The sequence below is a fragment of the Rhizohabitans arisaemae genome (assembly GCF_025996515.1).
Classification (GTDB): domain Bacteria; phylum Actinomycetota; class Actinomycetes; order Streptosporangiales; family Streptosporangiaceae; genus Rhizohabitans; species Rhizohabitans arisaemae.
This window is the reverse complement of the sequence record NZ_BLRH01000060.1, coordinates 1602296-1625064: the sequence shown is the minus strand read 5'-3', so window position 1 is coordinate 1625064 and position 22769 is coordinate 1602296. Positions and strand designations below refer to the sequence as shown.

Annotated in this window: 20 protein-coding genes; 11 read left to right on the top strand and 9 right to left on the bottom strand. The window is 68.7% G+C overall.

All coding sequences use genetic code 11. From position 1 onward, the window contains the following. Positions 1-9 precede the first annotated feature (9 nt). From RUR_RS35940 to RUR_RS35915, 6 genes are all read left to right on the top strand, one after another. A complete protein-coding gene (locus RUR_RS35940) occupies positions 10-1032 on the top strand; it encodes a hypothetical protein (RefSeq protein WP_283139692.1) in 1023 nt (340 codons plus the stop codon). Between the two features lie 15 nt (positions 1033-1047). Continuing rightward, positions 1048-2379, top strand: coding sequence for an adenylosuccinate lyase (gene purB / locus RUR_RS35935; RefSeq protein ID WP_283139691.1), 1332 nt, complete (start codon positions 1048-1050; stop codon positions 2377-2379). A gap of 64 nt (positions 2380-2443) precedes the next feature. Continuing rightward, positions 2444-3307, top strand: a complete 864-nt coding sequence (locus tag RUR_RS35930; RefSeq protein ID WP_428847047.1) for a phosphoribosylaminoimidazolesuccinocarboxamide synthase — start codon at positions 2444-2446, stop codon at positions 3305-3307. A 176-nt stretch (positions 3308-3483) separates the two neighbouring features. Then, a complete protein-coding gene (murA, locus tag RUR_RS35925; protein WP_283139690.1) occupies positions 3484-4782 on the top strand; it encodes a UDP-N-acetylglucosamine 1-carboxyvinyltransferase in 1299 nt (432 codons plus the stop codon). Between the two features lie 373 nt (positions 4783-5155). Then, positions 5156-6409, top strand: coding sequence for a transcriptional regulator (locus tag RUR_RS35920; RefSeq protein ID WP_283139889.1), 1254 nt, complete (start codon positions 5156-5158; stop codon positions 6407-6409). 139 nt (positions 6410-6548) lie between these two features. After that, positions 6549-7475, top strand: coding sequence for an EamA family transporter (locus RUR_RS35915; protein ID WP_283139689.1), 927 nt, complete (start codon positions 6549-6551; stop codon positions 7473-7475). 2 nt (positions 7476-7477) lie between these two features. Here RUR_RS35915 and hisC read toward each other — a convergent pair whose 3' ends face one another. Further along, positions 7478-8545, bottom strand: coding sequence for a histidinol-phosphate transaminase (gene hisC, locus RUR_RS35910; protein WP_283139688.1), 1068 nt, complete (start codon positions 8543-8545; stop codon positions 7478-7480). 159 nt (positions 8546-8704) lie between these two features. On the opposite strand from hisC, the gene RUR_RS35905 reads away from it, so the two are divergent. Continuing rightward, positions 8705-8920 (top strand): PspC domain-containing protein, encoded by a 216-nt coding sequence (locus RUR_RS35905; RefSeq protein WP_283139687.1) that lies wholly within the window; start codon positions 8705-8707, stop codon positions 8918-8920. Positions 8921-9018: 98 nt separating this feature from the next. On the opposite strand, the gene RUR_RS35900 is transcribed toward RUR_RS35905, so the two are convergent. The 5 genes from RUR_RS35900 to RUR_RS35880 form a co-directional block, all read right to left on the bottom strand. Further along, on the bottom strand, positions 9019-9705 hold the full coding sequence (locus RUR_RS35900; protein WP_283139686.1) for an NUDIX hydrolase: 687 nt from the start codon (positions 9703-9705) through the stop codon (positions 9019-9021). Positions 9706-9776: 71 nt separating this feature from the next. Continuing rightward, positions 9777-11540 (bottom strand): DUF4434 domain-containing protein, encoded by a 1764-nt coding sequence (locus RUR_RS35895; RefSeq protein ID WP_283139685.1) that lies wholly within the window; start codon positions 11538-11540, stop codon positions 9777-9779. A gap of 103 nt (positions 11541-11643) precedes the next feature. Further along, positions 11644-12735 carry a glycosyltransferase gene (locus tag RUR_RS35890; RefSeq protein WP_283139684.1) on the bottom strand — a complete coding sequence of 364 codons (1092 nt, stop codon included), beginning with the start codon at positions 12733-12735 and terminating at the stop codon, positions 11644-11646. Between the two features lie 10 nt (positions 12736-12745). Then, positions 12746-14098 carry a nucleotide sugar dehydrogenase gene (locus RUR_RS35885; RefSeq protein WP_283139683.1) on the bottom strand — a complete coding sequence of 451 codons (1353 nt, stop codon included), beginning with the start codon at positions 14096-14098 and terminating at the stop codon, positions 12746-12748. 126 nt (positions 14099-14224) lie between these two features. Beyond that, positions 14225-15772, bottom strand: a complete 1548-nt coding sequence (locus tag RUR_RS35880; protein WP_283139682.1) for a glycosyltransferase family 4 protein — start codon at positions 15770-15772, stop codon at positions 14225-14227. A gap of 153 nt (positions 15773-15925) precedes the next feature. Here RUR_RS35880 and wecB point away from each other — a divergent pair, with 153 nt between their 5' ends. Both wecB and RUR_RS35870 read left to right on the top strand, forming a co-directional pair. After that, complete coding sequence (wecB, locus tag RUR_RS35875; RefSeq protein ID WP_283139681.1) at positions 15926-17056, top strand: non-hydrolyzing UDP-N-acetylglucosamine 2-epimerase; 1131 nt, start codon at positions 15926-15928, stop codon at positions 17054-17056. 6 nt (positions 17057-17062) lie between these two features. Then, a complete protein-coding gene (locus tag RUR_RS35870; RefSeq protein WP_283139680.1) occupies positions 17063-19105 on the top strand; it encodes a glycosyltransferase family protein in 2043 nt (680 codons plus the stop codon). Positions 19106-19205: 100 nt separating this feature from the next. Here the strand turns inward: RUR_RS35870 and RUR_RS35865 are convergent, their stop codons facing one another. Then, the gene (locus RUR_RS35865; protein ID WP_283139679.1) at positions 19206-20657 is read right to left on the bottom strand and encodes a flotillin family protein; all 1452 of its coding nucleotides are present in this window, start codon (positions 20655-20657) and stop codon (positions 19206-19208) included. Positions 20658-20716: 59 nt separating this feature from the next. Then, the gene (locus RUR_RS35860) at positions 20717-20917 is read right to left on the bottom strand and encodes a hypothetical protein (RefSeq protein WP_487250727.1); all 201 of its coding nucleotides are present in this window, start codon (positions 20915-20917) and stop codon (positions 20717-20719) included. Between the two features lie 402 nt (positions 20918-21319). Here RUR_RS35860 and RUR_RS35855 point away from each other — a divergent pair, with 402 nt between their 5' ends. Both RUR_RS35855 and RUR_RS35850 read left to right on the top strand, forming a co-directional pair. Further along, positions 21320-21580, top strand: a complete 261-nt coding sequence (locus RUR_RS35855; RefSeq protein WP_283139677.1) for a hypothetical protein — start codon at positions 21320-21322, stop codon at positions 21578-21580. Beyond that, entirely contained in the window at positions 21577-21735 is a 159-nt protein-coding gene (locus RUR_RS35850; protein ID WP_283139676.1) for a hypothetical protein, read from the top strand. Before RUR_RS35855 ends, RUR_RS35850 begins: the two co-directional genes overlap by 4 nt. Before the next feature lie 216 nt (positions 21736-21951). Here RUR_RS35850 and RUR_RS35845 read toward each other — a convergent pair whose 3' ends face one another. Then, positions 21952-22680 carry a hypothetical protein gene (locus tag RUR_RS35845; RefSeq protein WP_283139675.1) on the bottom strand — a complete coding sequence of 243 codons (729 nt, stop codon included), beginning with the start codon at positions 22678-22680 and terminating at the stop codon, positions 21952-21954. Positions 22681-22769 lie beyond the last annotated feature (89 nt).

Sequence of the window (22769 nt, the reverse complement as noted above, 5' to 3'; positions counted from 1 at the left end):
TAACCGGGTATGAGCCTTGCCGAACCGCAGCCCATCCCGCAGACCCCGGCGAGAACCCGGCGGCCGGGCGCCTGGCGGGTGTACGTGGAAGCCCGGGCCCAGGAGACCCAGGCGGACGCCAAACGCGCCCTGAACCGCCGAAAAGGCGATGACGGCTATGAAACCCTCGCCGAGATCTATCAGGCCCTCATCGCCCATCTGGACACCGCGCGGGACTACGCGCGGAGCCCGCACGGCCTGCGCCGCTGGCTGACCGGGCAGTGCATGGAAGGCGCGTGGTTCAACGTCTACTGCGCGCAGGTCCTGCTGATCTCCCTGCTCCCCGTGGACGAGCTGCCCGGACGGGCCCACGAGGTGCTGGCGACCGCCCGGGCCTACCTCGGCGCCGACGATCAGCGGCTGGTCCGGCTCAGCGCCCGGGTCGCCGCCGGAGACGTCGGCGAACAGGACCGGACCCTCCTCGAACACACCCTCCGCGCCGCCTACGTGGGGGCGTCGCTGGAGACCGGCCGGGTGCGCGGATTCCGCAACCTCCTGCTCGGCGGCTTCCTCGTCGTCTCGCTGATCGTGGGCGGGCTGCTGCTGGTCGGGGCGTTCGCCCCGCAGGCGATCCCCATGTGCGGCGCCGGCGGCGACCGGACGTCGGCGGTCATGTGCCCCACCGGGAAGAACGCGCCCAGCGGAGGGGACGTCGCCCTGGTCGGCCTGATCGGGCTGGTCGGCGCGGCGCTCGCCACCGCCGTCGGCCTCTCCACCCAGCGGGAGCTCAGCACGCGGTACTCGCTCGCCATCCCGCAGAGCCTGCTCAAGGCGCCGATGGGCGTGGCCACCGCGATCATCGGCGTGCTGCTGCTCTCCTCCGGTTTCATCCCCGGCCTCGGCGGCGTCTCCTCGCAGGCGGCGATCCTGGTCTGGGCCCTCGTCTTCGGATACGCGCAGCAGATCGTCACCCGATTCGTCGACGAGAAGGCACAGACCCTGCTCAAGGCGGCTTCACCCCTCACACCTGGGTCAACGTCGCCGACCCGGTGATGGGAGAATCGACGGGTGATCGAGCGATACACCCTGCCGGAAATCGGCCGCGTCTTCTCCGAAGCCCACAAGTACGAGCTGTGGTGCGAGGTGGAGACCCTTGTGCTGGAAGCCCATGCCGCAGCCGGAACCGTGCCGGAGTCCGCGGTGGAGCCGGTACGGCTGGCGCCGCCGCCCACCCCGGAGGCGGTCGCCGAGATCGAGGCCGTCACCCAGCACGACGTGATCGCCTTCCTCAGCGCCTGGGCGGACAACACCACGCCCCGGGACGCCGCGGCCTACGTGCACTTCGGCATGACCTCCTCCGACCTGCTCGACACGGCCCTGGCGGTCCAGCTGACCGAGGCGACCGACATCCTGCTCGCCAAGGCGGACGCCCTCGTCGCCTCGCTGCGCGACCACGCGCTGGAGCATCGGGCGACCCTGCGGGTGGGCCGCACCCACGGCATCCACGGCGAACCGGACACCTGGGGGCACCGGGTGGCGGACTTCGCGTTCGCCATGGCCCGCTCCCGGGACCGGCTCCGGCGCGCCCGCGAGGCGGTGGGGATCGCCAAGATCTCCGGTGCGGTGGGCACCTACAGCAACATCGACCCGGCGATCGAGCGCTACGTCGCGGAGAAGCTGAACCTCAAGCCCGCCGACGTCGCCACCCAGGTCGTGATCAGGGACGGGATCAGCGAGTGGGTCAACGCCCTGGCGGTCATCGCGACCGTCTGCGACGCCATCGCGATCGAGGTACGGCACGGCCAGCGCACCGAGGTCCGTGAGCTCTCCGAGGCGTTCGGCAAGGGGCAGAAGGGCTCGTCGGCGATGCCGCACAAGAAGAACCCGATCATCTCGGAGCGGATCTCGGGCATGGCCCGGATCATCCGGGCGCAGATGGTGCCGGTGATGGAGGGCATCCCGCTCTGGCACGAGCGGGACATCTCCCACTCCTCGACCGAGCGCATCGCCCTCCCCGACGCCGCGATCGGCACCGACTACACCCTGCACATCACCAAGCGCCTCGTGGACGGGCTGGTGGTCTTCCCGGAGCGGATGAAGGCCAACCTGGAGTCCTCCGGCGGGCTGATCTACACCTCGACGGTCCTGCTGGAACTGGTCGAGGGGGGGATGTCCCGCGAGGACGCCTACAAGCTCGTCCAGGAGGCCGCCATGGAGACCTGGACCGTGCTCGGCCGCTCCTCCGGCGCGACCGGCACCGAGTTCCGCGACGCGCTCCGCAGGCACGCGGCCGAGAACAACCTGAAGATCGACGAAGCGCGGCTGGACGAGGTCTGCCGTCCCGAACGCTTCACGGCACGGCTCGACGGCGTCTTCGAGCGCCTCGCCCGGCTCACCTGACCAGGCCGCAAACCTGCGGCCGGGCGATGTCGCCGGACACGGAGCGAGAGGGGAGCTGGCAGACTTGGCTCACGTGGAACAGTTGAAGCACGTTCACTCGGGGAAGATCCGGGATCTGTACGAGACCGCGGACGGTCTGCTGCTCATGGTGGCCTCCGACCGGATCTCGGCGTTCGACCACGTCCTTTCGCCCGAGATCCCCGACAAGGGGGCGATCCTCACCCAGCTCTCGCTGTGGTGGTTCGGGCAGCTGACGCCGATCGTCCCGAACCACGTGGTGTCGGCGGACGTGCCGCCGGAGTTCGCCGGGCGGGCCGTGCTCTGCCGTCCGCTGCGGATGGTTCCGGTGGAGTGCATCGCCCGGGGGTATCTGACCGGCTCCGGGCTGGCGGAGTACCAGGCCACCGGGTCGGTGTGCGGGGTACGGCTGCCGCCGGGCCTGCAGGACGGCTCCAAGTTGCCCGAGCCGATCTTCACGCCCACGACCAAGGCCCCGGTGGGCTCGCACGACCAGCCGATGACCTTCGATCAGGTGGTGGCGATGCTCGGCGTCGACGTCGCGGAGGCGCTGCGCCACGTCACGGTGGAGGTCTACCGGCGGGGCGCCGAGATCGCGGCGGAGCACGGCGTCATCGTCGCCGACACCAAGATCGAGCTTGGCTGGGACGAGGAGGCCGTGCTCACCCTGGGGGACGAGGTGCTCACCCCGGACTCCTCCCGGTTCTGGCCGGCGTCGGAGTGGGAGCCCGGCCGGTCGCAGCCCTCCTTCGACAAGCAGTACGTCCGGGATTGGCTGACCTCGCCGGAGTCGGGCTGGGACCGGAACTCCGGGCAGGCTCCGCCCAGGCTCCCCGACGAGGTGGTCGCCCGTACCCGGCAGACCTATGTGGAAGCCTACGAAAAGGTCACCGGCCACCGCTGGGACTGATTCGGCGGGCCGGCGGCGAGATTAGGGCTAAGGTGGGCGATGGTTTGCGGTGCCGCCTCTCCCTGAATCCTCCCTCTCAGGGCCTGAGCCGTACGCATATTCCGGATGAACCGGGCATGTGTTTCTTCACCGCAGCCAAGTGAATCCAGCACCTGAGATACAAGGAGCCATGGCGTATGGGCATGGGCCCCGAGGTTCGCTACCGCGTGCGCGGGGGCAACACACTGCGCGGAACCGCATTCATCCAGGGCGCGAAAAACGCGGTCCTGCCGATGATCGGGGCGGCGCTGCTGGCCGCGAAAGGCCGTACGGTGCTGCGCAACGTACCGATCATCGAAGATGTACGGCGAGCCGTCGAGCTGGCCAGGGCGGTCGGGGCGCACGTCGAATTCCATGAGTCCGAACGGACTCTGGTCATCGACGCCTCCACGGTGTCCAGCCCGGTGCTCCCCGCGGAGATCGCCCGCAAGTTCCGGGGATCGGTTCTCTTCGTCCCCGCGCTCCTGCACCGGCTCGGCGAAGCCGTGATCGAGGGAATCGGCGGCTGCAACCTGGGCAGCCGCAACCTGGACTTCCACTATCGCGGCTACGCCAGGCTGGGCGCGATCGTGGAGGAGTCCGACAGCGTCATCCACCTCAAGGCGCACAGCCTCACCGGGGCGCACCTCTACCTCGACACCCCGTCGCACACCGGCACCGAGAACCTGATCATGGCCGCGACGCTCGCCCGCGGCACCACCGTGATCGACAACGCCGCGCTGGAGCCCGAGGTCCTCGACGTCATCGAGTTCCTCACCCGGATGGGCGCCCGGATCCGCGGCGGCGGCACCGGCTTCATCACCGTGGACGGGGTCGACGAACTCACCGCGGTCGAGCACACGATCATGCCGGACCGGTTGGACGCGGGGGTGTTCGCGATGGCCGCCGCGATCACCGGGAGCGAGATCAGTCTGGTCGGCGCCTCGCTGGAGCACCTCGGCGTGGTCCGGTGGAAGCTGGAGCAGATGGGCGTGGAGTTCGCCGCGCACGGCGCCGTGCTGACCGTACGCCGGGACCGTCCGCTCCGTCCGATCAACGTGATCACGGGACCGTATCCCGGTTTTGCGACCGACCTTCAATCCCCCATCATGACCGTCGCCTGCCTGGCCGACGGGACCAGCTACATCCACGAGGCGATCTTCGACGGGCGGTTCGCGCTCGCGGGAGAGCTCAACAAGATGGGGGCCAACGTCGAGGTGGACGGGAGCCGCGCGGTGGTCCACGGCACGAGCACCCTGGTGGCCGCCGAGGTGACCGCCCACGATCTGCGCTCCGGCATCGCCCTCGTCCTCGCCGGGCTCGGCGCCGAGGGGGAGACCACGATCTCTTCCGGCTATCTCATCGACCGCGGGCACGCCAATCTCGCGGAGCGGATGGCGCTCCTCGGCGCCGAAGTCGAGCAAGAGTTTTTACAAGCCGAGACGATCATGAAATAGCCTCCAAAACCCCTTCTGACCATGCGGAACGGCTCATTTCGGAGCCGTTCCGCTGCTTTGTTTGACCACTCGTCAAGGCTGGTGTGCCAAATCCGGGCGTGACATTAGGGCCGGTTCGAGCGATCGTTCCAACGAGGGCATTAAGGCGAGGGTCATTTTGCCCCAGCCACGCAAGCGTGCATTACCGGATCTGAATGGGCGGTCTTGGGCCGCCCGGAATGACCGGCACCATTGACGGAAGCGACAGCCGGATGTCGGAATGAGTCAAACTTTGGTCGAGCGGGTCGAAGAAGCGAGCGGGGCCAATCCCCGCGGATCTCGTCCTGGCACGGTGACACCCGATTTGACCATCGGGGTCGTCGGGCCACATGACCTGGTCGAGCGAGTCATGCTGATGGGCCACGGGGCAACCCCCGTACCCTGCAGGCTGGTGGCGGCAGCGTATCGCGACGAACAGGAGGCGGCCGACAAAGTCGTCCGCCTCGGTTCGGGTGTGGACGTCTGCCTGTTCGCGAGCCCACTCCCGTATGACTTCGCTCGACGATCAGGTGTGTTGACGGTCCCGGCCACCTACGTACCGCTTGGTGGAGCGGCGCTTCACGCGGCGCTGGTACGGACCGCTCAGGACGATCGGATCGACGTGACACGCGTCAGCGTCGACGTCGTCAATCGCGCAGAGATTGAGGAGGCCTACGAAGATCTAGGGTTACCGATACAGGATGTACACAGCCGTGACGAGTCCGGCTCCACCGGCACCGTCGCCGCCTACCACGAGCGACTCCTGCGGCGCGGTGTGACCACCGGCGCTCTCACCTGCCTCCCCGGTGTCGCCGAACGACTCACCGCCGCGGGCGTGCCCGCGATCCGGATCAGGCCCACCACCGCCTCGGTCCGGACCGCGCTCCACGGTGCCGCGCTGCTCGGCGCCCATCACCGGCTGGAGGAGTCCCAGCTCGCCGTGGTGCTCATCGAGGTTCCCACCCTGCGGGAGCCGGTACGGCGGTCCGCGCCGCGCTACTGGCGGGACGAGCTGCGGCTGGCGCTGCAGCGGCTCCTGGTACAGGAGGCCCACCGGATGAACGCCTCGGTGTGGCCCATCGACGACCACAGCTATCTGGTGGCGTCGACCAGGGGGTCGATCTCGGCCGCCACGGACGGTTTCCGGGTACCGCCCTTCGCCTCCAGGATCCGGGAGGAGCTCGGTCTCGCCATCGAAGTCGGGATCGGTATGGGCCGGACCACCCATGAGGCGGAGGCGCACGCCCGGGCCGCGCTGGCCCGTACGCAGGCCAGCAAGCAGGTCCAGGGTTTCGCCGTCGACCGGGAGGGGCGGCCGCTGGTGCCCGCCCCGCGAATGCCCCCGCAGCCAGCCGGACCCGTCAAGCCCAAGGGTGTCGAGGTGCTCGGCCGGCTCGCCGCGAAGCTGGAAGGCGGCGACACCGTGGTCGACGCCGAGGCGGCGGGCCGCATGCTCGGGGTCACCGCCCGTACGGCCAGGCGCCTGCTCCGCACACTCGTCGACGAGGGGCTCGCCTGGCCGTTGCCGCCCAACAGGACCCCCCAACCGGGGCGTCCACGGCAGCTCTACCGGCTTATCGTGGAGAAGCTTGGGCCACGTGCCCCTTAGGAGGTTAAAAGCCACGGAGAACGGCACTGGCGGGTTTCAGAACTGATAGTCGGCTTTGGGAATATGGAAAAACGGCCATGAATTGTCATGAGTCATGGCCTCAAATGCAGCTGACATCAGATCGGCCCCGCGTCCGCTTGTGACGTGGGGCTTACTCGCGATCGTCTACGTGATTTGGGGCTCGACCTATCTCGCCATCGCGATCGTCATCCAGACCATGCCACCGCTGCTCAGCGGCGCCCTGCGCTTCCTGAGCGCGGCCGCCGTGCTGGCGCTCATCCTGTTCCTGCGCGGACGGGGCTCCATCCTGAGGGTCACCCCCAGGGAACTCGGCGGGGCCGCGCTCATCGGGCTGCTCCTGCTGACCACCGGCAACGGCCTGGTGTCCGTCGCGGAACAGTACATCTCCTCCGGCCTGGCCGCGCTCCTGGTCGCCTCCATGCCGCTCTGGCTCGTCGTCTTCCGGGTGATCGCCCGGGACCGGCCGCACCTGCTCACCCTCACCGGCGTGCTCGTGGGATTCGGCGGAGTCGCCCTCCTCACCTTCGGCGACGGCGACACCGCCGCCACCTCCACGTTCGGCGTCACCGTCGTGCTGTTCGCCTCGTTCTCCTGGGCGATCGGCTCGTTCTTCTCCGGCCGCGTCCCGATGCCGCGGGATCCGTTCGCCGCCTCCACCTACGAGATGCTCGCCGGCGGCCTCGGGCTGGCGGTGGGCGGCCTGATCTTCGGCGAACGGCTGAACCTCGCCGAGTTCTCCACCGCGTCCTGGCTGGGGCTCGCCTACCTGGTGGTCTTCGGCTCGCTCATCGCCTTCACGTCCTATGTGTGGCTGCTGGAGAACGCGCCGATCTCCCTCGTCTCCACCTACGCCTACGTCAACCCGGCGGTCGCCGTACTCCTCGGCGTCCTCATCCTGAGCGAACCGGTGACCCCGGTCATCCTCGGCGCCGGGGTCGTGATCCTGCTCGGGGTGGGCCTGGTGGTCTCCACCGAACGGCTGCGCCAACCGAACGGAGGGCGGGTCACGCCGGCCCTGGCGGGGGCCGACGTGGACTCCGGCTGACCTCAGCGGCGAAAGGGGAAGTCCTGGGCCGCCGCGAGGAAGACGTCGTTGGACTCGGCGTCCCCGATGGAGATCCTGACCCCCTCGCCGTCGAACGGCCGGACCGCGACCCCGGACTCGGCGCAGCTCGCGGCGAAGGCCGCCGAGTCGGCGCCCAGCCGGATCCAGACGAAGTTCCCCTCGGTGGGCGGCACGGTCCATCCTTGGGCGAGCAGGGTCTGCCGGACCCGGTCGCGCTCCTTGACGACGGTCTCGACGCGCTCGTACAGCTCGGCCTCGGCGGCCAGCGACGCCACGGCCGCCGCCTGGGCGAGGCGGTTGATCGCGAAGGGCACCGTCGTCTTGCGGACCGCGGTCGCCACGGGCTCGTGCCCGATCAGGTAGCCGACGCGCAGCCCCGCCAGGCCGTACGCCTTGGAGAAGGTGCGGAGCACCGCGACGTTGGGGCGGGAGGGGTAGAGGGTGAGCCCGTCGGGGACCTCGGCGTCGCGGACGTACTCGCGGTAGGCCTCGTCCAGGACGACGAGCACGTTCTCCGGCACGCGGTCGAGGAACGCCTCCAGCTCCTGACGGCGGATCGCCACGCCGGTCGGGTTGTTGGGGTTGCAGACGAAGATCATCCTGGTGCGGTCGGTGATCGCGTCGGCCATCGCGTCCAGGTCGTGTGCCTCGTCCCGCAGCGGCACCTGGACCGCCGTCGTCCCGGCGAGCGCGCAGAGCAGCGGATACGCCTCGAACGAGCGCCACGCGTAGATCACCTCGGCGCCCGGCTCCGCCACGGTCGTGAAGAGCTCCTGGGCGACCGTCACCGAGCCGGGCCCCAGCGCCACATGCGAGGCCGGTACGGCGTAGCGCTCCGCGATCGCCTCGGTGAGCCGTACCGCTCCCGCGTCCGGGTAGCGGTTCATCTCCCGCGCCGCCGCGGCCACCGCGTCGACGACGCCGGGCAACGGGTCGTACGGCGACTCGTTGGACGAAAGTTTGAACGACCTGCCTTCCGGCGACGTCGCCGTCTTGCCGGGCTTGTAGGCCGGAAGAGCGTCCAAAGTTTCGCGGAACCGAGGTGTCATTTCCCGCTGTCCTCCACTGATTCTGTGCCTTACCGGTGGCACCGCCCATTCACTTTAACCGGCGTTCCCCCCGTACTCCTCCAGGAGGAGGCGAAACACCCAAAAGACTGAAAAATCGGGCTAATCCACCACATAGCTTGGGGGGAGAGGAGGTTGTCCATGCATCGATCGAGAAAGCACCGGATCATCGCCGGGGTGTGTGGCGGAGTAGCGGAACGCTATCGCATGCGTCCGACGACGGTACGACTGCTCGCCCTGCTCTCCTGCATCATCCCCGGCCCCCAGTTCGTCATCTACCTGATCATGTGGCTGGTCATCCCCAAGGCGCCGAAGCGAGCCGCCCGCTACCACACCGTGGGAGCACGCCGCTTCTGACGGCCTCGGGCCGCAAGGCGCCGTACCGGGACATCCGCACGAGCCGTCCCCACCCGGCCCGCCGGTACGGGCGAGGCCGCGGAGCCGCCGTACCGGCGTCAGTGCACCTCGGGGATGCGACCGGGGGCTCCGGGGCGGAGCATCGGGGGATGGAGGAGCTCGGCGTCGCCCCGGCGGTAGAGCTGCGCGGGCCGGCCGCCGTCCTTGATCGTCGTCGCGCCGGTGGGAACGAGGAAGCCGGATGCCTTGGTGACTTTGCGGTGAAAGTTCCGCGGGTCCAGCGAGCGACCCCAGACGATCTCGTAGACCCGCCGCAGCTCCGCGACCGTGAACGAGGACGGGCAGAACGCGGCGCCGAGCGAGGTGTACTCCAGTTTGGCCCGGGCGCGCTCGATCCCGTCCAGCATGATCCGCCGATGGTCGAAGGCCATCTCCGTCAGGGTGGCGACCGCCTGCCAGCTCATGTGCGCCTCGGTGGACGCGGGCAGGTCCGGGGCGAGTCCCAGGTAGGCGACGCTGACCACCCGCTGGCGCGGGTCCCGATCCGGGTATCCGTACGTCTGCAGCTGCTCCAGGTGGACGGGCGCGTCGGCGAGTCCGGCGCGTTCGGCGAGGACCCGCGCCGCGGCGGCGGGCAGATCCTCGTCCAGGTGGATGAAGCCGCCGGACAGCGCCCAGCAGCCGGCGTACGGCGACCGGTCCCGCTTCCAGACCAGTGCGCTGAGCTGCTGCTCGCGGACGGTGAGGACGACGAGATCGACGCTGACCGGAATCCGCGGAACCATGGTCCGCACGCTACACTCCCCGAGCCCCGCCCGGACGCCTTCCCGGCGAACCGCCAGGTCGCAGATCGCGGTCACCGTGGTGGGACCACGAGCTGGTAGGGGTTGGCGCTCTTCTTCTGCGAACCGTTGACCACCGAGATCGCCATCCACTCTCCGACCGGGATCTCCGCCCAGTTCAACGGGACCCAGATCGACTCGACCCTGGCCGGCAGACCCGGGACCTGGGTCCGATCGTGCCATCCCTGCCCGCCCACGTCGACGACCTTCGGCGCCGGCTGCCCCGGCCAGGTGATCGTCACCGTGGCGTTGGTGAGCCCGTACCCCTGGATCAGCACCCCGTCCTGGATGTCCCGGCTCCGCCGCACGGCCTGCAGGACGATCGGCTGGTCCCAGTCGGCGGCGACCTCCTGCGCCAGGGTCGCCTCGTGGCTGCCCCGGCAGGTGAAGAAGTCGCTCCACATGTAGGAGATGATCTTGCTGGCATGAGGGCCGACGAACATCACGGCCTGATCCAGGCGTGCTTTGTCGGTACGGCCCCGCGTCCCGGTCTTGCTGCACCTTTCGACCCCGGACGGCTCGAACGCCTCCACGTTCGCCCAGAGTTCCACCTTCTTGCCGGCCGCCGCGAGCTCGTCCCGGGCCTCGGCCATCTGGGCGAAGTGCTCCCGGGTGGAGGCGTGGTACGCGGTGCTGTTGGTGCTCTCCCCCACCACCGGCCGGAGCCGCTGGTCGACGGCCCGGCCGCCCTCGTTCGGCCAGAACAGGGCGCCCTTGCCGGTGCCCCTGCCGTCCTGGGGGGCGATGATGTGCACCCCGGTTTCGGCGATGGCCTTGAACCCGGCCCGCGCCTCCTCCGGCGGAGCGCCGAAGGCAACCCGTTTGCGGGAATCCAGATAGGGGCTGATCAGGATTTTCTTGTCCGGCATCTCCTGGCGGACGATCTCGTGCTGCTCCCGGTAGACCTCGAGGGTGCGGTTGCTCGCCGGGTCCTTCCAGGCGCGCAGCTGGACCTCGAATGACTGGTAGAAGCCGCCGAGGGAGTTCCGCCCGGAAAAACGCTGCTGGTAGTCGTGCATGATCCGCCGGGTCAGCGTGGTTAGGGCGGGGATGTGCCGGGGGTCGGCACGGACCTGCTGAGCCGGGTCGCGGGGCGGCACAGGCAGCGCCGGGAAGATCTGCATCCGGAAGCGGTCCGCCAGGTCGAGCAGTTCGGTCAGGCTGTCCCGCTCCACCCCTCTGATCAGGATGAGGTGGTACCGCTTGCCGCGCTCGTACCCGTTGCATGAGGAGTCGTCGGATCCGTCCTCGGGGACGAGCAGCCGGTGGAAGATGTATTTCCCGGCTTTGACCACCTTGTCGTACGGCGGGCACCGCAGGATGGTCTCGCCGAAAGCCTCGTCCGTCCGGTAGACGTAGGTCTGGGTGATCCGGTTGTCGCGGTGGGCCGCCCGCAGCTGATCCTCCGCGGCCGCCACACAGGGTTTGCCGTCCTCCACACAGGTGGCGTAGCGGTCGTCCACGTTCTCACCGGCGTCATCCCGGATCCGGCCGTCGTTGTCGACGAACCGCGGCGACATCGAGATGCCGAGCCGGATCACGGTGTCCCCGCCGACCCGGTGGATCTGCTCCAGCTGCTTCCGCCAGGTGCACGGGTCCTTGGAGGGGATCAGCCAGTACCCGGTCACCGGATACGGGTTCACCACCGCGGTGTCGAAGGTCCCGCAGGGGTCGGTGAAGGCGGTGGGACTCGGGGTCGCCACGGGGGCGGCCGTGGGCCTCGGGGTCCGGTCGGCCGCGGGGACGCCGTCGTCGACGACGAGAGTGATCACGGCCACCGCCGTGATGATGACCGAGGCCAATATAAGCGCGATTAAAGTCGGTCTCAGTCCACGCACAAGGTGGACCCTACCGGCCAATCGCCGCGAACGCGGCTAAAGATCAGACCCCAGGCTTCGCCACCCACGATTCCAGCTCCCTGACGAATCGACGGGCCGAGTTCGGCCAGTGGTGGTATGCCCGCGCCGCGTCGTAGCCCCGCTGCCCCTGAGCCCGCCGCTCCCCGGTGTCCTCGTGCAGGCGGAGTACGGCTTGCGCCACCGCCCCCGGATCCCGCCACGGCACGACCACGCCGCTGCCGTACCGTTCGACCAGCTCGACGGCGCGCGGGGAAGGCGTCGTGATGACGGGGATCCCGTGCGCCATGTACTCCACGATCTTGGTCGGCATCGAGTGCCGGTAGTTCGGCTCGTCGTGCAGGAGCGACAGGCCGGCGAGCGCGCCGTCCAGCCGCTTCAGCGCCTCGTCGTTCGGCATGAAGTCCCGCCACTCCAGCAGGCCGGCGGCGACCGCGTCCTTGAGCAGCGGCCGGGTCTGCGGGTCGGCGTACCCGATCAGCTCGACCGCGATCCGATGCGGCTGCAGCAGGCGGGCCACCTCGACCGCCTCGTGCACGCCCCGCGCGTGGGAGAGCCAGCCCAGGTAGACGACCCGGTCGTCCCCGGGCGGGGAGACGTGGTCGGGCACCCAGGTCTCGTTCGGGATCACCGGATGCGGCTTGCGGAACCGGCTCGCGTACGCCGTCTCGGCCAGGATGAGGTGCAGCCGCCGCTCCGCCGCGGCCTCCAGCGACCTGGCGAAATAACGGACGGGCGGCCGGAAGATCGACGGCAGCCAGGGCTTGAGCGACAGCGTGGCCGGGGTGTCCTCGTGGACGTCCCACACCACCGGTGGCCGGTTCTTCACCCCGACGACGGCGAGCAGCAGCTCCGGATCGTGGATGAGGACGATGTCGACCTCGTCCCGCATCCGTTTGAAGAGCCGCCGGGCGGCCCTGATGGCGGTCAGACGCTTGCGTTCCGCCGCCCGCGGCAGGTCCACGCCGGTGACCCACGAGCGCGGAACCACCCCCCGCGCGGTGTACGGCGCAGCGTACGTGACCTCATGACCGGCATCGACGATCGCACGGATCTGCCGATGCAGGATCCGTGCGTCCTCCGGGTGATGGACCACCGTCATGACGAGCACGCGCACGAAGGGACTCCTAGAGCCGTTCGATGTGTACGGCCTCAGCGAGCACGCCACGGGTGTCGAGCACCAGCCGCGCCCGATCCTCGACCACGGACAGGTCGAAGGCGGCGTGCTGCTGGAGCAGTACGGTGACGTCCGCCGACTCCACGGCGACGGCCAGATCCTCCTCGCGGGGTACGGGAACTCCGTCGACCGCCCACGACGAGACGTAGGGGTCGGCGAACACCAGCTCGGCGCCGAGCTCGCGCAGCACCCGCGCGACCGGGACGGCCGGGGTCTCGCGCTCGTCGGCGATGTCGGGCTTGTAGGTCACGCCGAGGAGCAGGACGCGCGAGCCGTTGACCGCCTTGCGCTCGCGGTTGAGCAGGCGCTGCACGCGGTTGACCACGTACGACGGCATCCGCTCGTTGATCTCTTGCGCAAGCTCCACGAACCGGAACGGGTAGCCGAGCTTGCGCACCGTATAAGAGAGGTAGGAGGGGTCGACCGGGATGCAGTGGCCACCCACGCCCGGCCCCGGCAGGAACTTCTGGAAGCCGAACGGCTTGGTCGCCGCCGCCTCGATCGCTTCCCACAGGTCGATGCCCAGCTCGTCACAGAAGATCGCCATCTCGTTGACGAGGGCGATGTTGACGTGCCGGTAGGTGTTCTCCAGCAGCTTGGCCATCTCGGCCTCGCGGGTGCCGCTCACCGGCACCACCCGCTCGACGAAGCGAGCGTAGAAGGCGGAGGCGCGGTCGCGGCAGGTGTCGGTGTAGCCGCCGACGACCTTGGGGGTGTTGCTCAGCCCGAACTTGGGGTTACCCGGGTCGATCCGTTCGGGGGAGAAGGCCAGGTGGAAGTCGGCGCCGGCCTTGAGCCCGGACTGCTCCAGAATCGGGCGTACGACCTCGTCGGTGGTACCCGGCCAGGTGGTGGACTCCAGCACCACGAGGGAGCCCGACGTCAGGTTGCGGGCCACCGCGGCGGACGCCCCGCGGACGGCGGACAGGTCCGGCCGGTGGTCTTCGTCCAGGGGGGTGGGCACGCAGATGACGACGGCCTCGGACCGCGCGATCACGGAGTCGTCGGCGGTGGCGGTGAAGCCGCTGCCGAGCATCGCGTCGAGGTCGGCATCGGTCAGGTCGTCGATGTACGAGCGTCCTGCGTTGAGAGATTCGATCTTCGCTGGGTCGACGTCGACGCCGACGACGCGCAGGCCCGACGCGCAGGCCTCCTTGGCCAACGGCATTCCGACGTAACCAAGTCCGATGACCGCGAGGTCGTAACGTCTGGTTCCACCGGCGTCCGTCGCCTCACCCTGATGGTCCGGCACGGTCACCTCTTCTTCCGGCCCGCCCTGCGGCACCATGATCGACCCTGTCACGAGACAGACTGGGTGAGACGGAAAGAACACTTCATGGTCGCAAAGGCTATCTCAAGTCGCCACTAGCCACGCCTATTGCGATTTATCCCATCCGAACTAACTAGACCACCCACTAACCAGGGGTAGTCACAGGTTAATAACAGATGAATAGACATCCCTGTACGTCTCGGCCAAACGGTCCCAGGTACGGCGCACGGACACCTCTTCCCGGCCCGCCTCGCCCATCGCCCGCCGCCGGTCCGGATCGTCCCGGAGCTCGGCGATCCCCTTCGCCAGCGCCGCCGGATCCCCCGGCGCCACCAGCAGCCCAGCCCCCGAACCACCGATCAGCTCGGCCAGCGCGGGCAGATCGCTCATCACCACCGGCCGTCCCAGCGCCATCGCCTCGACCGGCTTCAACGGGGTGACCAACCGGCAGACCCGCAGATCCAGGCGGGGCGTGACGAAGACGTCCAGCGCGGCCTGCGCCTGCAGGGCCTCCTCCGGGGAGACCCGGCCGGGCAGGATCGCCAGATCCCCGAGTCCCAGCTCACGGACCCGCCGGACCAGCGCGGGGCGCTCCACCCCGTCGCCGACCAGGAGAAGACGGACCGGCGTACCTTGATCCCGCAGCAGCGCCACCGCCTCAAGCAGGACCGAGAACCCCTCATAGGCCACGATCGACGACACCGAGCCGACGACAACCTCGTCCGGCCGCAGGCCGTACCGCTCCCGGAATCCGGCCCCGTCGGGTGCGGCGGACAGCAGCGCCGAGTCGACCGCGTTGGGGGCGAGGAAGATCCGCTCGCGGGGCACCCCACGGGAGACGATCTCCTCCCGCATCGTCTCCGCCAGCGTGACCACGGCGTCCGCCGACCGCATGACCTGCGCCTCGCGCTCACGCTGCAGGATGTACCGCTCGGTGTCCGCCGCCGCGTCACCGAACCGGGACAGCCAGGTCTGCTCCAGGAAACCGCGCACCTCGTAGACGAAGGGGATGCCGGTCCGCTCCCGGACGGCGAGCGCCACCGAGCCGTTGCGGTGGTCGGTCGCGGCGTGCAGCACCGAGGGACGGATCCGCTGCGCCAGCCGGGTGACCTCCTCCGCGCCGCGGATCATGCGCCCCCGGCTCTCCTCCGGCACCTGCCCCGAGGGGAGCAGCCGGTGGTACGGGATGCCGTCGATCTCCTCGGAGGCGGGGGCGTCCGCCGAGAGCCCCTGGAGCATCGGCCAGCCCCAGCTCGTCACCACGTGCGGGTCCAGACCGGCGGCTTGCTGCGCGGTGACGATGCGATGCGTCCGTACCGTGTATCCGGCCTGGGTGTACGGCAGCGCGTTGGTGACGCAGTGCAGCACCCGGCCGGGCACCGGGACGACCTCGACGGAGGGGCCGGGCGGGATCGGCTGCGCCGACAGGCTGGCCAGCTCGCCCGCGTACTGCGCCATCCGGCGCCGGACGAAGGAGTTGCGGGCGTACGGCTTCAGCTGCTCGATCGCCTCGCTGTAGTGCCCCGCCTGGAAGGTCGCCCGCGCCTTGGGGAGCGGCCCCTCGACCCGGCGGGCGAGTTTGCGTACGGCGGGACGCGCGGCCACCGCGTTGGCCAGGGCCCGGGGACGGGCCGGAAGTCGTTCCACGGCGACTTCGGCGACCCGAATCGGGTCGGCTCGCAGGCGCGCGAGGATAACTTTCGACACAATGACTGGATGTTGGAGCCAACCCCGGAGGAATCCACTCAGACCGGCGCGAGCCGACTGGGACCGTGGTCGGCTGGCGTCAGAGACCACGGGCTGACCGTACCATAGGACCCGTTTGTCTCTCCTACGTGTGAAAGGCCTGGTCCTAGAACCATGGACGGAGCCAGCAACGTCCCGGCAAGCCACGACACGGGACTCGTCCTGCACGTGCTCGGAGCACGACCCAACTTCGTCAAGGCCGCACCGGTGGTGCGCGCGCTGGCCGACGCGGGGGTCCGTCAAGGGATCATCCACACGGGACAGCACTACGACACCCTCATGTCGGACGTCTTCTTCGCCGACCTCGGGCTCCCCGAGCCGGTCGCCAACCTCGGCGTGGGCTCCGGCAGCCACGCCCGGCAGACGGCGGCCCTCCTCACCGGACTCGAAGAGGTCGTCGAGAAGCTGCGCCCGAGGCTCGTCGTCGTCTACGGAGACGTCAACTCCACCCTCGCCGCGATCCTCGTCTGCGCCAAACTGCACATCCCCACCGCGCACGTCGAAGCCGGGCTGCGCTCCTTCGACCGGACCATGCCCGAAGAGGTCAACCGGGTCGTCGTGGACGCCCTCTCCGACCTGCTCTTCGCCACCAGCCCCGACGCCCTCTCGCACCTCGCCGCCGAAGGCGCCGACCCGGCCAAGGTGTACCTCGTCGGCAACCCGATGATCGACAGCCTCTTCGCCGCCCTGCCCCGCCTCGACCCGGCGCCGATCCAAGCCAGACTCGGGACCCCGGCCAAGTACGCCGTCGCCACCCTGCACCGCCCCGGCAACGTCGACGACCCCGAAACCGCACGGGAACTCGTCGACGCCGTGCTCGAGGTCAGCCGGCTCATCCCCCTCGTCGTCCCCCTCCACCCGCGCGGGCGCGGCCGGCTCGCCGCAGCGGGGCTCGTGCCCTCCGCCGACCTCGACATCGTCGACCCGCTCGGCTACGTCGACTTCCTCTCCCTGGTCCGGGGCGCGGCGCTCGTCGTCACCGACTCCGGCGGGGTCCAGGAGGAGACGACGATGCTCGACGTCCCCTGCCTCACCGTCCGGCCCAACACCGAACGGCCGGTGACGATCACCCACGGCACCAACCGGCTCGTCACCCCGGCCACCCTGCCCGCTGCCGCCGCCAAGGCGCTCTCCGGCTCCGACCTCGGCTCGCCGAGCGGCGAGCTCCCGCCCCTCTGGGACGGCAAATCCGGGCCGCGGATCGCCCGGGTCATTGTCAACTGGCTGAGTAACAACGAAAGCTGAGGCACCATGGCGGACCCCAACGAGCAGTGGCTCTCCGAGGCGAACCAGATGTCTCAGGAGAGCAAGCGCGTCGAACGGTACGAGGCTCAGATCAAGGAGCTGACCAAGCAGCTCGCCCAGGAGACCGCCCGCGCCGACTATGTGACCTGGCAGCTTGAGTCGACCAAAGCCAGGCGCATGTTCCGGCTCGCCGAGGCCGCCGGGACCGCCAAACGCCCGAAAGGCCTGGTACGGCTGCCGCGTACCCTCGCCGGAGCGCTGAAGCGCAAGCCCGCCCCCGCCCGCCCGCAGACCAAGAGCGCCGCCGCGGCGGCCCGGCGGGCGGTCGCCCCCACGGTGATCATCCCGGAGGTCGAATGGCCGGCCGGCCCGATCGTCCGGCCGGGCCTGCGGGTCGCGGTGATCCTGGACGCCTTCTCCAAAATGGCGTTCCGCTACGAGTGGGAGCAGATCGAGTTCGGGGTCAAGGACTGGCGTGAAGTGCTCGAACGGGAGCAGCCGGAGATCCTGTTCGTCGAGTCCGCGTGGTGGGGGAACGACGGGCGCTGGCAGTACCAGATGACCGGGACGAACGCCCCCAAGCAGGAGCTGCGCGATCTGATCGCCTACTGCAAGGAGCGGCTGATCCCGACGGTCTTCTGGAACAAGGAGGACCCGCCGAACTTCGACAAGTTCATCGACACCGCGAAGCTGTTCGACTTCGTGTTCACCTGCGACGGCGACTGCGTCCCGAAGTACAAGGAAATATTGGGACATGATCGGGTGGACGTGCTGCAGTTCGCGGCACAGCCCCGGGTGCACAACCCCGTCTCCATCGGCGAAGGCCGGATCCACGACGTCGTCTTCGCCGGGATGTACTTCCGCGACAAGCACCCCGAGCGGCGCGAGCAGATGGACACCATCCTGGAGCCGATCCGGGAACTCGGCCTGCACATCTTCGCCCGCAACGACAAAGCGGGGGAACAGTACGCCTACCCCGAGCAGTACCGCCCGCACATCGTCGGCGAACTGCCGTACGAGCAGATGCTCGCGGCCTACAAGATGTACAAGGTCTTCCTCAACGTCAACTCGGTCATCGACTCGCCGACCATGTGCGCCCGCCGGGTGTTCGAGCTCTCCGCCTGCTCCACCACCGTGCTCTCCGGCCACTCCAAGGCGATCGAACAGACCTTCGGCGACCTCATCCCCATCGCCAGGGACCCCGAAGAGGCGTACAACCACGCCCTCTACCTGATCAACAGCCCCGAGCTACGGGCCCGCCAAGGCCAGCTGGCGCTCCGCGAGGTCTTCACCAAGCACACGTTCTCCCACCGGGTCGACCAGGTGCTCACCACCCTCGGCCGGTTTGTCGAACCGCGTACCCGCAGCGTCTCCGCGGTCCTGCCGACCAACCGGGAAACCCACATCGAGCACGCCATCTCCCAGGTCGCCCGGCAGCGCCTCCAGCCCCAGCTCGTCATCGTCCTGCACGGGCTCGACCTCGCCCCCGAAACCGTGGCCGACAAGGCACGGGCCGCCGGAGTCGAGAACGTCGTCGTGCTCCCCGCGGACAAGACCCTCTCCCTCGGCGCCTGCCTCAACCTCGGCATCTCCCGGACCGACGGCGACCTGGTCACCAAGTGGGACGACGACAACCTCTACGGCGAGCACTACCTCTCCGATATGATCTTCGCCTTCCAGTACAGCGACGCTGAAATGGTCGGAAAAGGCGCGCACTACACCTACTTCGAAGGGAACGGCGCGACCGTACTCCGCTTCCCCGACTTCGAACACCGCTACACCCACCTGCTCAACGGCGGAACCTTCCTCGCCAAGCGCGACCTCTTCCTCGCCACACCCTTCGAAGACGTCACCAAGGGCGAAGACACCCGTCTGGTCCGCCGACTCAAGGCCGACGGCGTCCGCATCTACTCCACCGACCGCTTCAACTTCGTCTACATGCGCGCCGCCGACCGAGCCGCCCACACCTGGCAGGCCGACGAACACAAACTCACCCGCAACGGCCGCTTCTCCTTCATCGGCCGCCCGGAAAACCACGTAATGATCTAGGGCGCGTTGTAGTCACCCCGACCGTATTAACTAAGTGGCCCGGCTCTAAGTGAGCCGGGCCGATTAGGTAAGTGGGTTTTCCGGCGATGCGCCGTACAGGTCAGGCTTTGAGGTCTTCTATTTTCTTGAGGGCGTCGGGGGTGGAGCCGTTGGTGCCGTTGGCGCCGGAGAGTATGGAGCGGGCGAGGCCCAGGCCGGTGCCGCCGAGGGTGAGGGCTTTGGCCAGCATTTCCTCGATGCCCTGGGCGCCGTTCAGGACGACCATGTGGTCGACGTTTCCGAACGCCTTCGCACCGGCTTCGACGATCTGCGGCCAGTTCTCGGCGAGCTGCTGGGCGATGACCGCTTCCTGGTTGTGGGCGAGGGCGTCCGCTCTCGCCTGGATCGCCTCGGCTTCGGCGAGGCCTTTGGCCTTGGCCGCGTCGGCTTCGGCGAGACCGCGGGCTTTGGCCGCTTCGGCGTCCGCCAGGCCTTTGGCCCGGGTGGCCGAGGCCACGGCGTCGCCGCGGACCTTGGTGGCTTCGGCGTCGGCGAGGGCCGCCTGCCGTACCTGTGACGCCTGGGCCACGGCTCGCAGTTCGGTCTCCCTGGCTTCGGCTTCGGCTTGGGCGATTCGGGCGTCCCGCTCGGCTTGGGAGAGGGTGACCGTCTCGTAGGCTCGGGCGTCCGCCGGCTTGCGCACCTGGGACTGGAGCTGCTTCTCCGCGAGGTCCGCTTCGAGTTCGGCGGCCTTGGTCTCCTGGACCACGACCTCCTGGCGGGCGGTCGCCTGGGAGAGCGGACCGGCCTGCTTGGACTTGGCCGAGGCGCGGTCGATGTCGGCCTGGAAGCCGGCCTGCTGGATCTGGCTTTCCCGTACGGCCGCCGCCTTCAGCGCCGCGGCGACCTGCTCGGCTTCGGTGGCCTCCTGGTCTCGCTGGGCTTCGGCGATTCGGGCGGTGGCCGCGACCCGGGCGGCGTGCGGCTTGCCCATGTTGGTGATGTATCCGGTGGTGTCGTCGATCTCCTGGATCTGCAGGGAGTCGACGATGAGCCCGAGTTTGCTCATCTCGTCGGCGGCGCTGCCGCGGACTTCGCTGGTGAGCCGTTCCCGGTTGAGGATGAGGTCTTCGACGGTGAGGTTGCCGATGATCGAGCGGAGGTGGCCGGTGAACAGTTCGTGGATCGCGCCGTCCATGGAGTCCTGCTGATCCAGGAAGCGGCGTGCGGCGTTGGCGATGGAGACGAGGTCGTCCCCGACTTTGTAGATCACCACTCCGCGGACGTTGACCGGGATGCCCTGGTTGGTCACACAGGACACCTGGAGGTTGGCCGCTCTGCTGTCCAGCCGGAGCCGCCTGGCGGTCTGGAACCCGGGCAGGACACCGGTGCCCTTACCAGTGACGATCTTGAATCCGAGGCTGTCTACGCCGTCGGCCCTGTTGCCGCCGCGGGCGCCGAGGCCGGAAATGATCAAAGCTTCGTTCGGCTCCGCGATCCGCCAGATCATCCTGAACAGGATGATCAGCACGATGGCCGCGACCACGAGGCCGATAATCAGGGTTATGCCCATAGAGCCCTCTGCAGTTGTCTAGGCGGTTTGCTGAGCAAGCTGTGGAAGCCAGAACGCGACTAGACGACCGCCAGTGCGACATAGACAGTGCGGGGCGCGAAGTACTCGACCACGACGATGATGGACCCGACCGGGATCTCCTCGGTGGGAACACTCGGATGGGCGTAGAAGGCCTCCACACCCCCGCGGATCGGGATCATCACCTCCCCGACAAGACCTGGACCGATCCTGCCGGTAACCCTGCCCTGCCTGCCGACCACCTGTGTCCTCTCACTTCCCCAGTTCACCGGGAGCGTCCGCGAACCCCACCTGGAGGTGCTTTCCTCCGATGCCAGGTGAGACGGACATCCCAAAGATCCCGCGATGAGCCGATCCAGGGGTGACTGGCTCACGTTATCCCCGTATAGCTGAATATTGTACGCCTGAGATCAACACAATGTAGGCCACCTAACCGGTAAAAGCGTGAGTTGCCCCATCTGATCGGTGGGTGCACACCAGCTCAATGCGCATTTGATCCCATCCCCAGGCGATAACGCTTTTGGAGGCTATGGTCAGGGTGAGCCCGAGGATGTGGCCGCCGCATGCGCGGCGGCCGGGCCCGAAGAGCCAGGGCAGGAAGAAGACGTGGAATCCCCCGTAGCCGGGGCGGTCCGAGGAGGGGCATGCCGGAGATCGCAGGGAAAGTCGTCCACATCGCCGTTTCGCCACCCGGTGGAAAAGCCCAGCTCGACGAATGGGACCGGCAAGCCTCACGCCGCGCCTCGCAGGGCTACACCGTCACCGACCCGCCGGACGGCCACCCCACGCACCGCGTGTGCCCCTACTGCGTCTCCCAGGCCGTAGTCGTCGGACGCCCGCAGTTCTCCGCTCCCGTCACCGATTCCGGAAAACCGAGCCAGGTCGACGTCTGGGGTGGGCTATGACCGAGGGGCGGCCGGAGTGCCGACAGTGCAAGGGCGCGGGCAGGATCAAGCAGCGGGAGCGGGTCCGCGAGAACAAGGACGGCGAGACCGCCACCGTCGTCAAGGAGTGGTGGGGAACGTGCCGGTGGTGTGGCGGCACCGGGAAACGCGACTGACATCGATGGCCCCCGCCCGGGAAGGGGCGGGGTCGCTTCATATCCGGTGCCGACCTGACGACACGGCGGGCAAGGAGAACCGGTAGTTCAACACGGGGAGTCAGAGACCAGATAACCCGAAAGCACGCCAGTGGGAAGACACCTGGTTAAACCGGGGAATGCATACCGCTCAGCGTGGGATAGCTAAGGAGATTGCCGCCCTATGGGGCGATTTGGCTATCTAAGGGTACGGCTTACCTTGTGATAGGCCTCCTCCGCATACTTGCGGACGGTCTTCTCCCCGACCTCCTTTCCCACGACAAGCAGGCTCACAATGACATTACGGTGCCGGACCGTCGCCGTCCCGATCTGCAGGTCGTACCCCTCGCCGGTGGCCCGGGTGAGATAGCCCTGGAATCCATCGCCCAGCTTTTCCAGCGCCATTTCACGGGTCAGATAGGAAAAGTTCGCCTTTCCGACCCTCGCCCGATACGCGGAGCACTCCCGTGGAGCCTTGACCTCAAACGGCTTGACCGCCTCCTCCGGCGCCAGGGCGATCAACGCCTCGGTCAGCGAAAACCCTTCCTTGCCGAAAACGATCACTGCCGCCGGAGAGTTCCGTACGTGTACGGAGGTGGGGTCGATCTGCCCGATCTTGCGGCACTGCGGCTTGTTCAACTCCGCCTTGGCCATCGCCTCGTTGCCGAGGCGGGTCGCGCGCAGCGCGCCGTACAGTCCGGCCTCCGGCCCGTACGCCCGGCGCAGCCCCGGCACCTCGCCGAGGAGCGCGCCGCGTAAGTCCTGAGCCGTGTACGGCCGGCCGCCGGGGATCGGGGTGGCCGAGGCGACGCCGGACGGGGCGGGGGTGTCCGCGGCCCGATCGGCGGCGGGGCTCGGCGCCTCACCACCGCACCCGCCGACCAGGCCCGCACACAATATGGCAGCGAAATAGCCAAGAGCACGCATGAAATCCCCCTATTGGATTGCCCGCGAAACCGGATTCGGGTCGCCCAGCGCGGACAACCCTATTTCCGGAGTACGTCGGCCACCGTTCA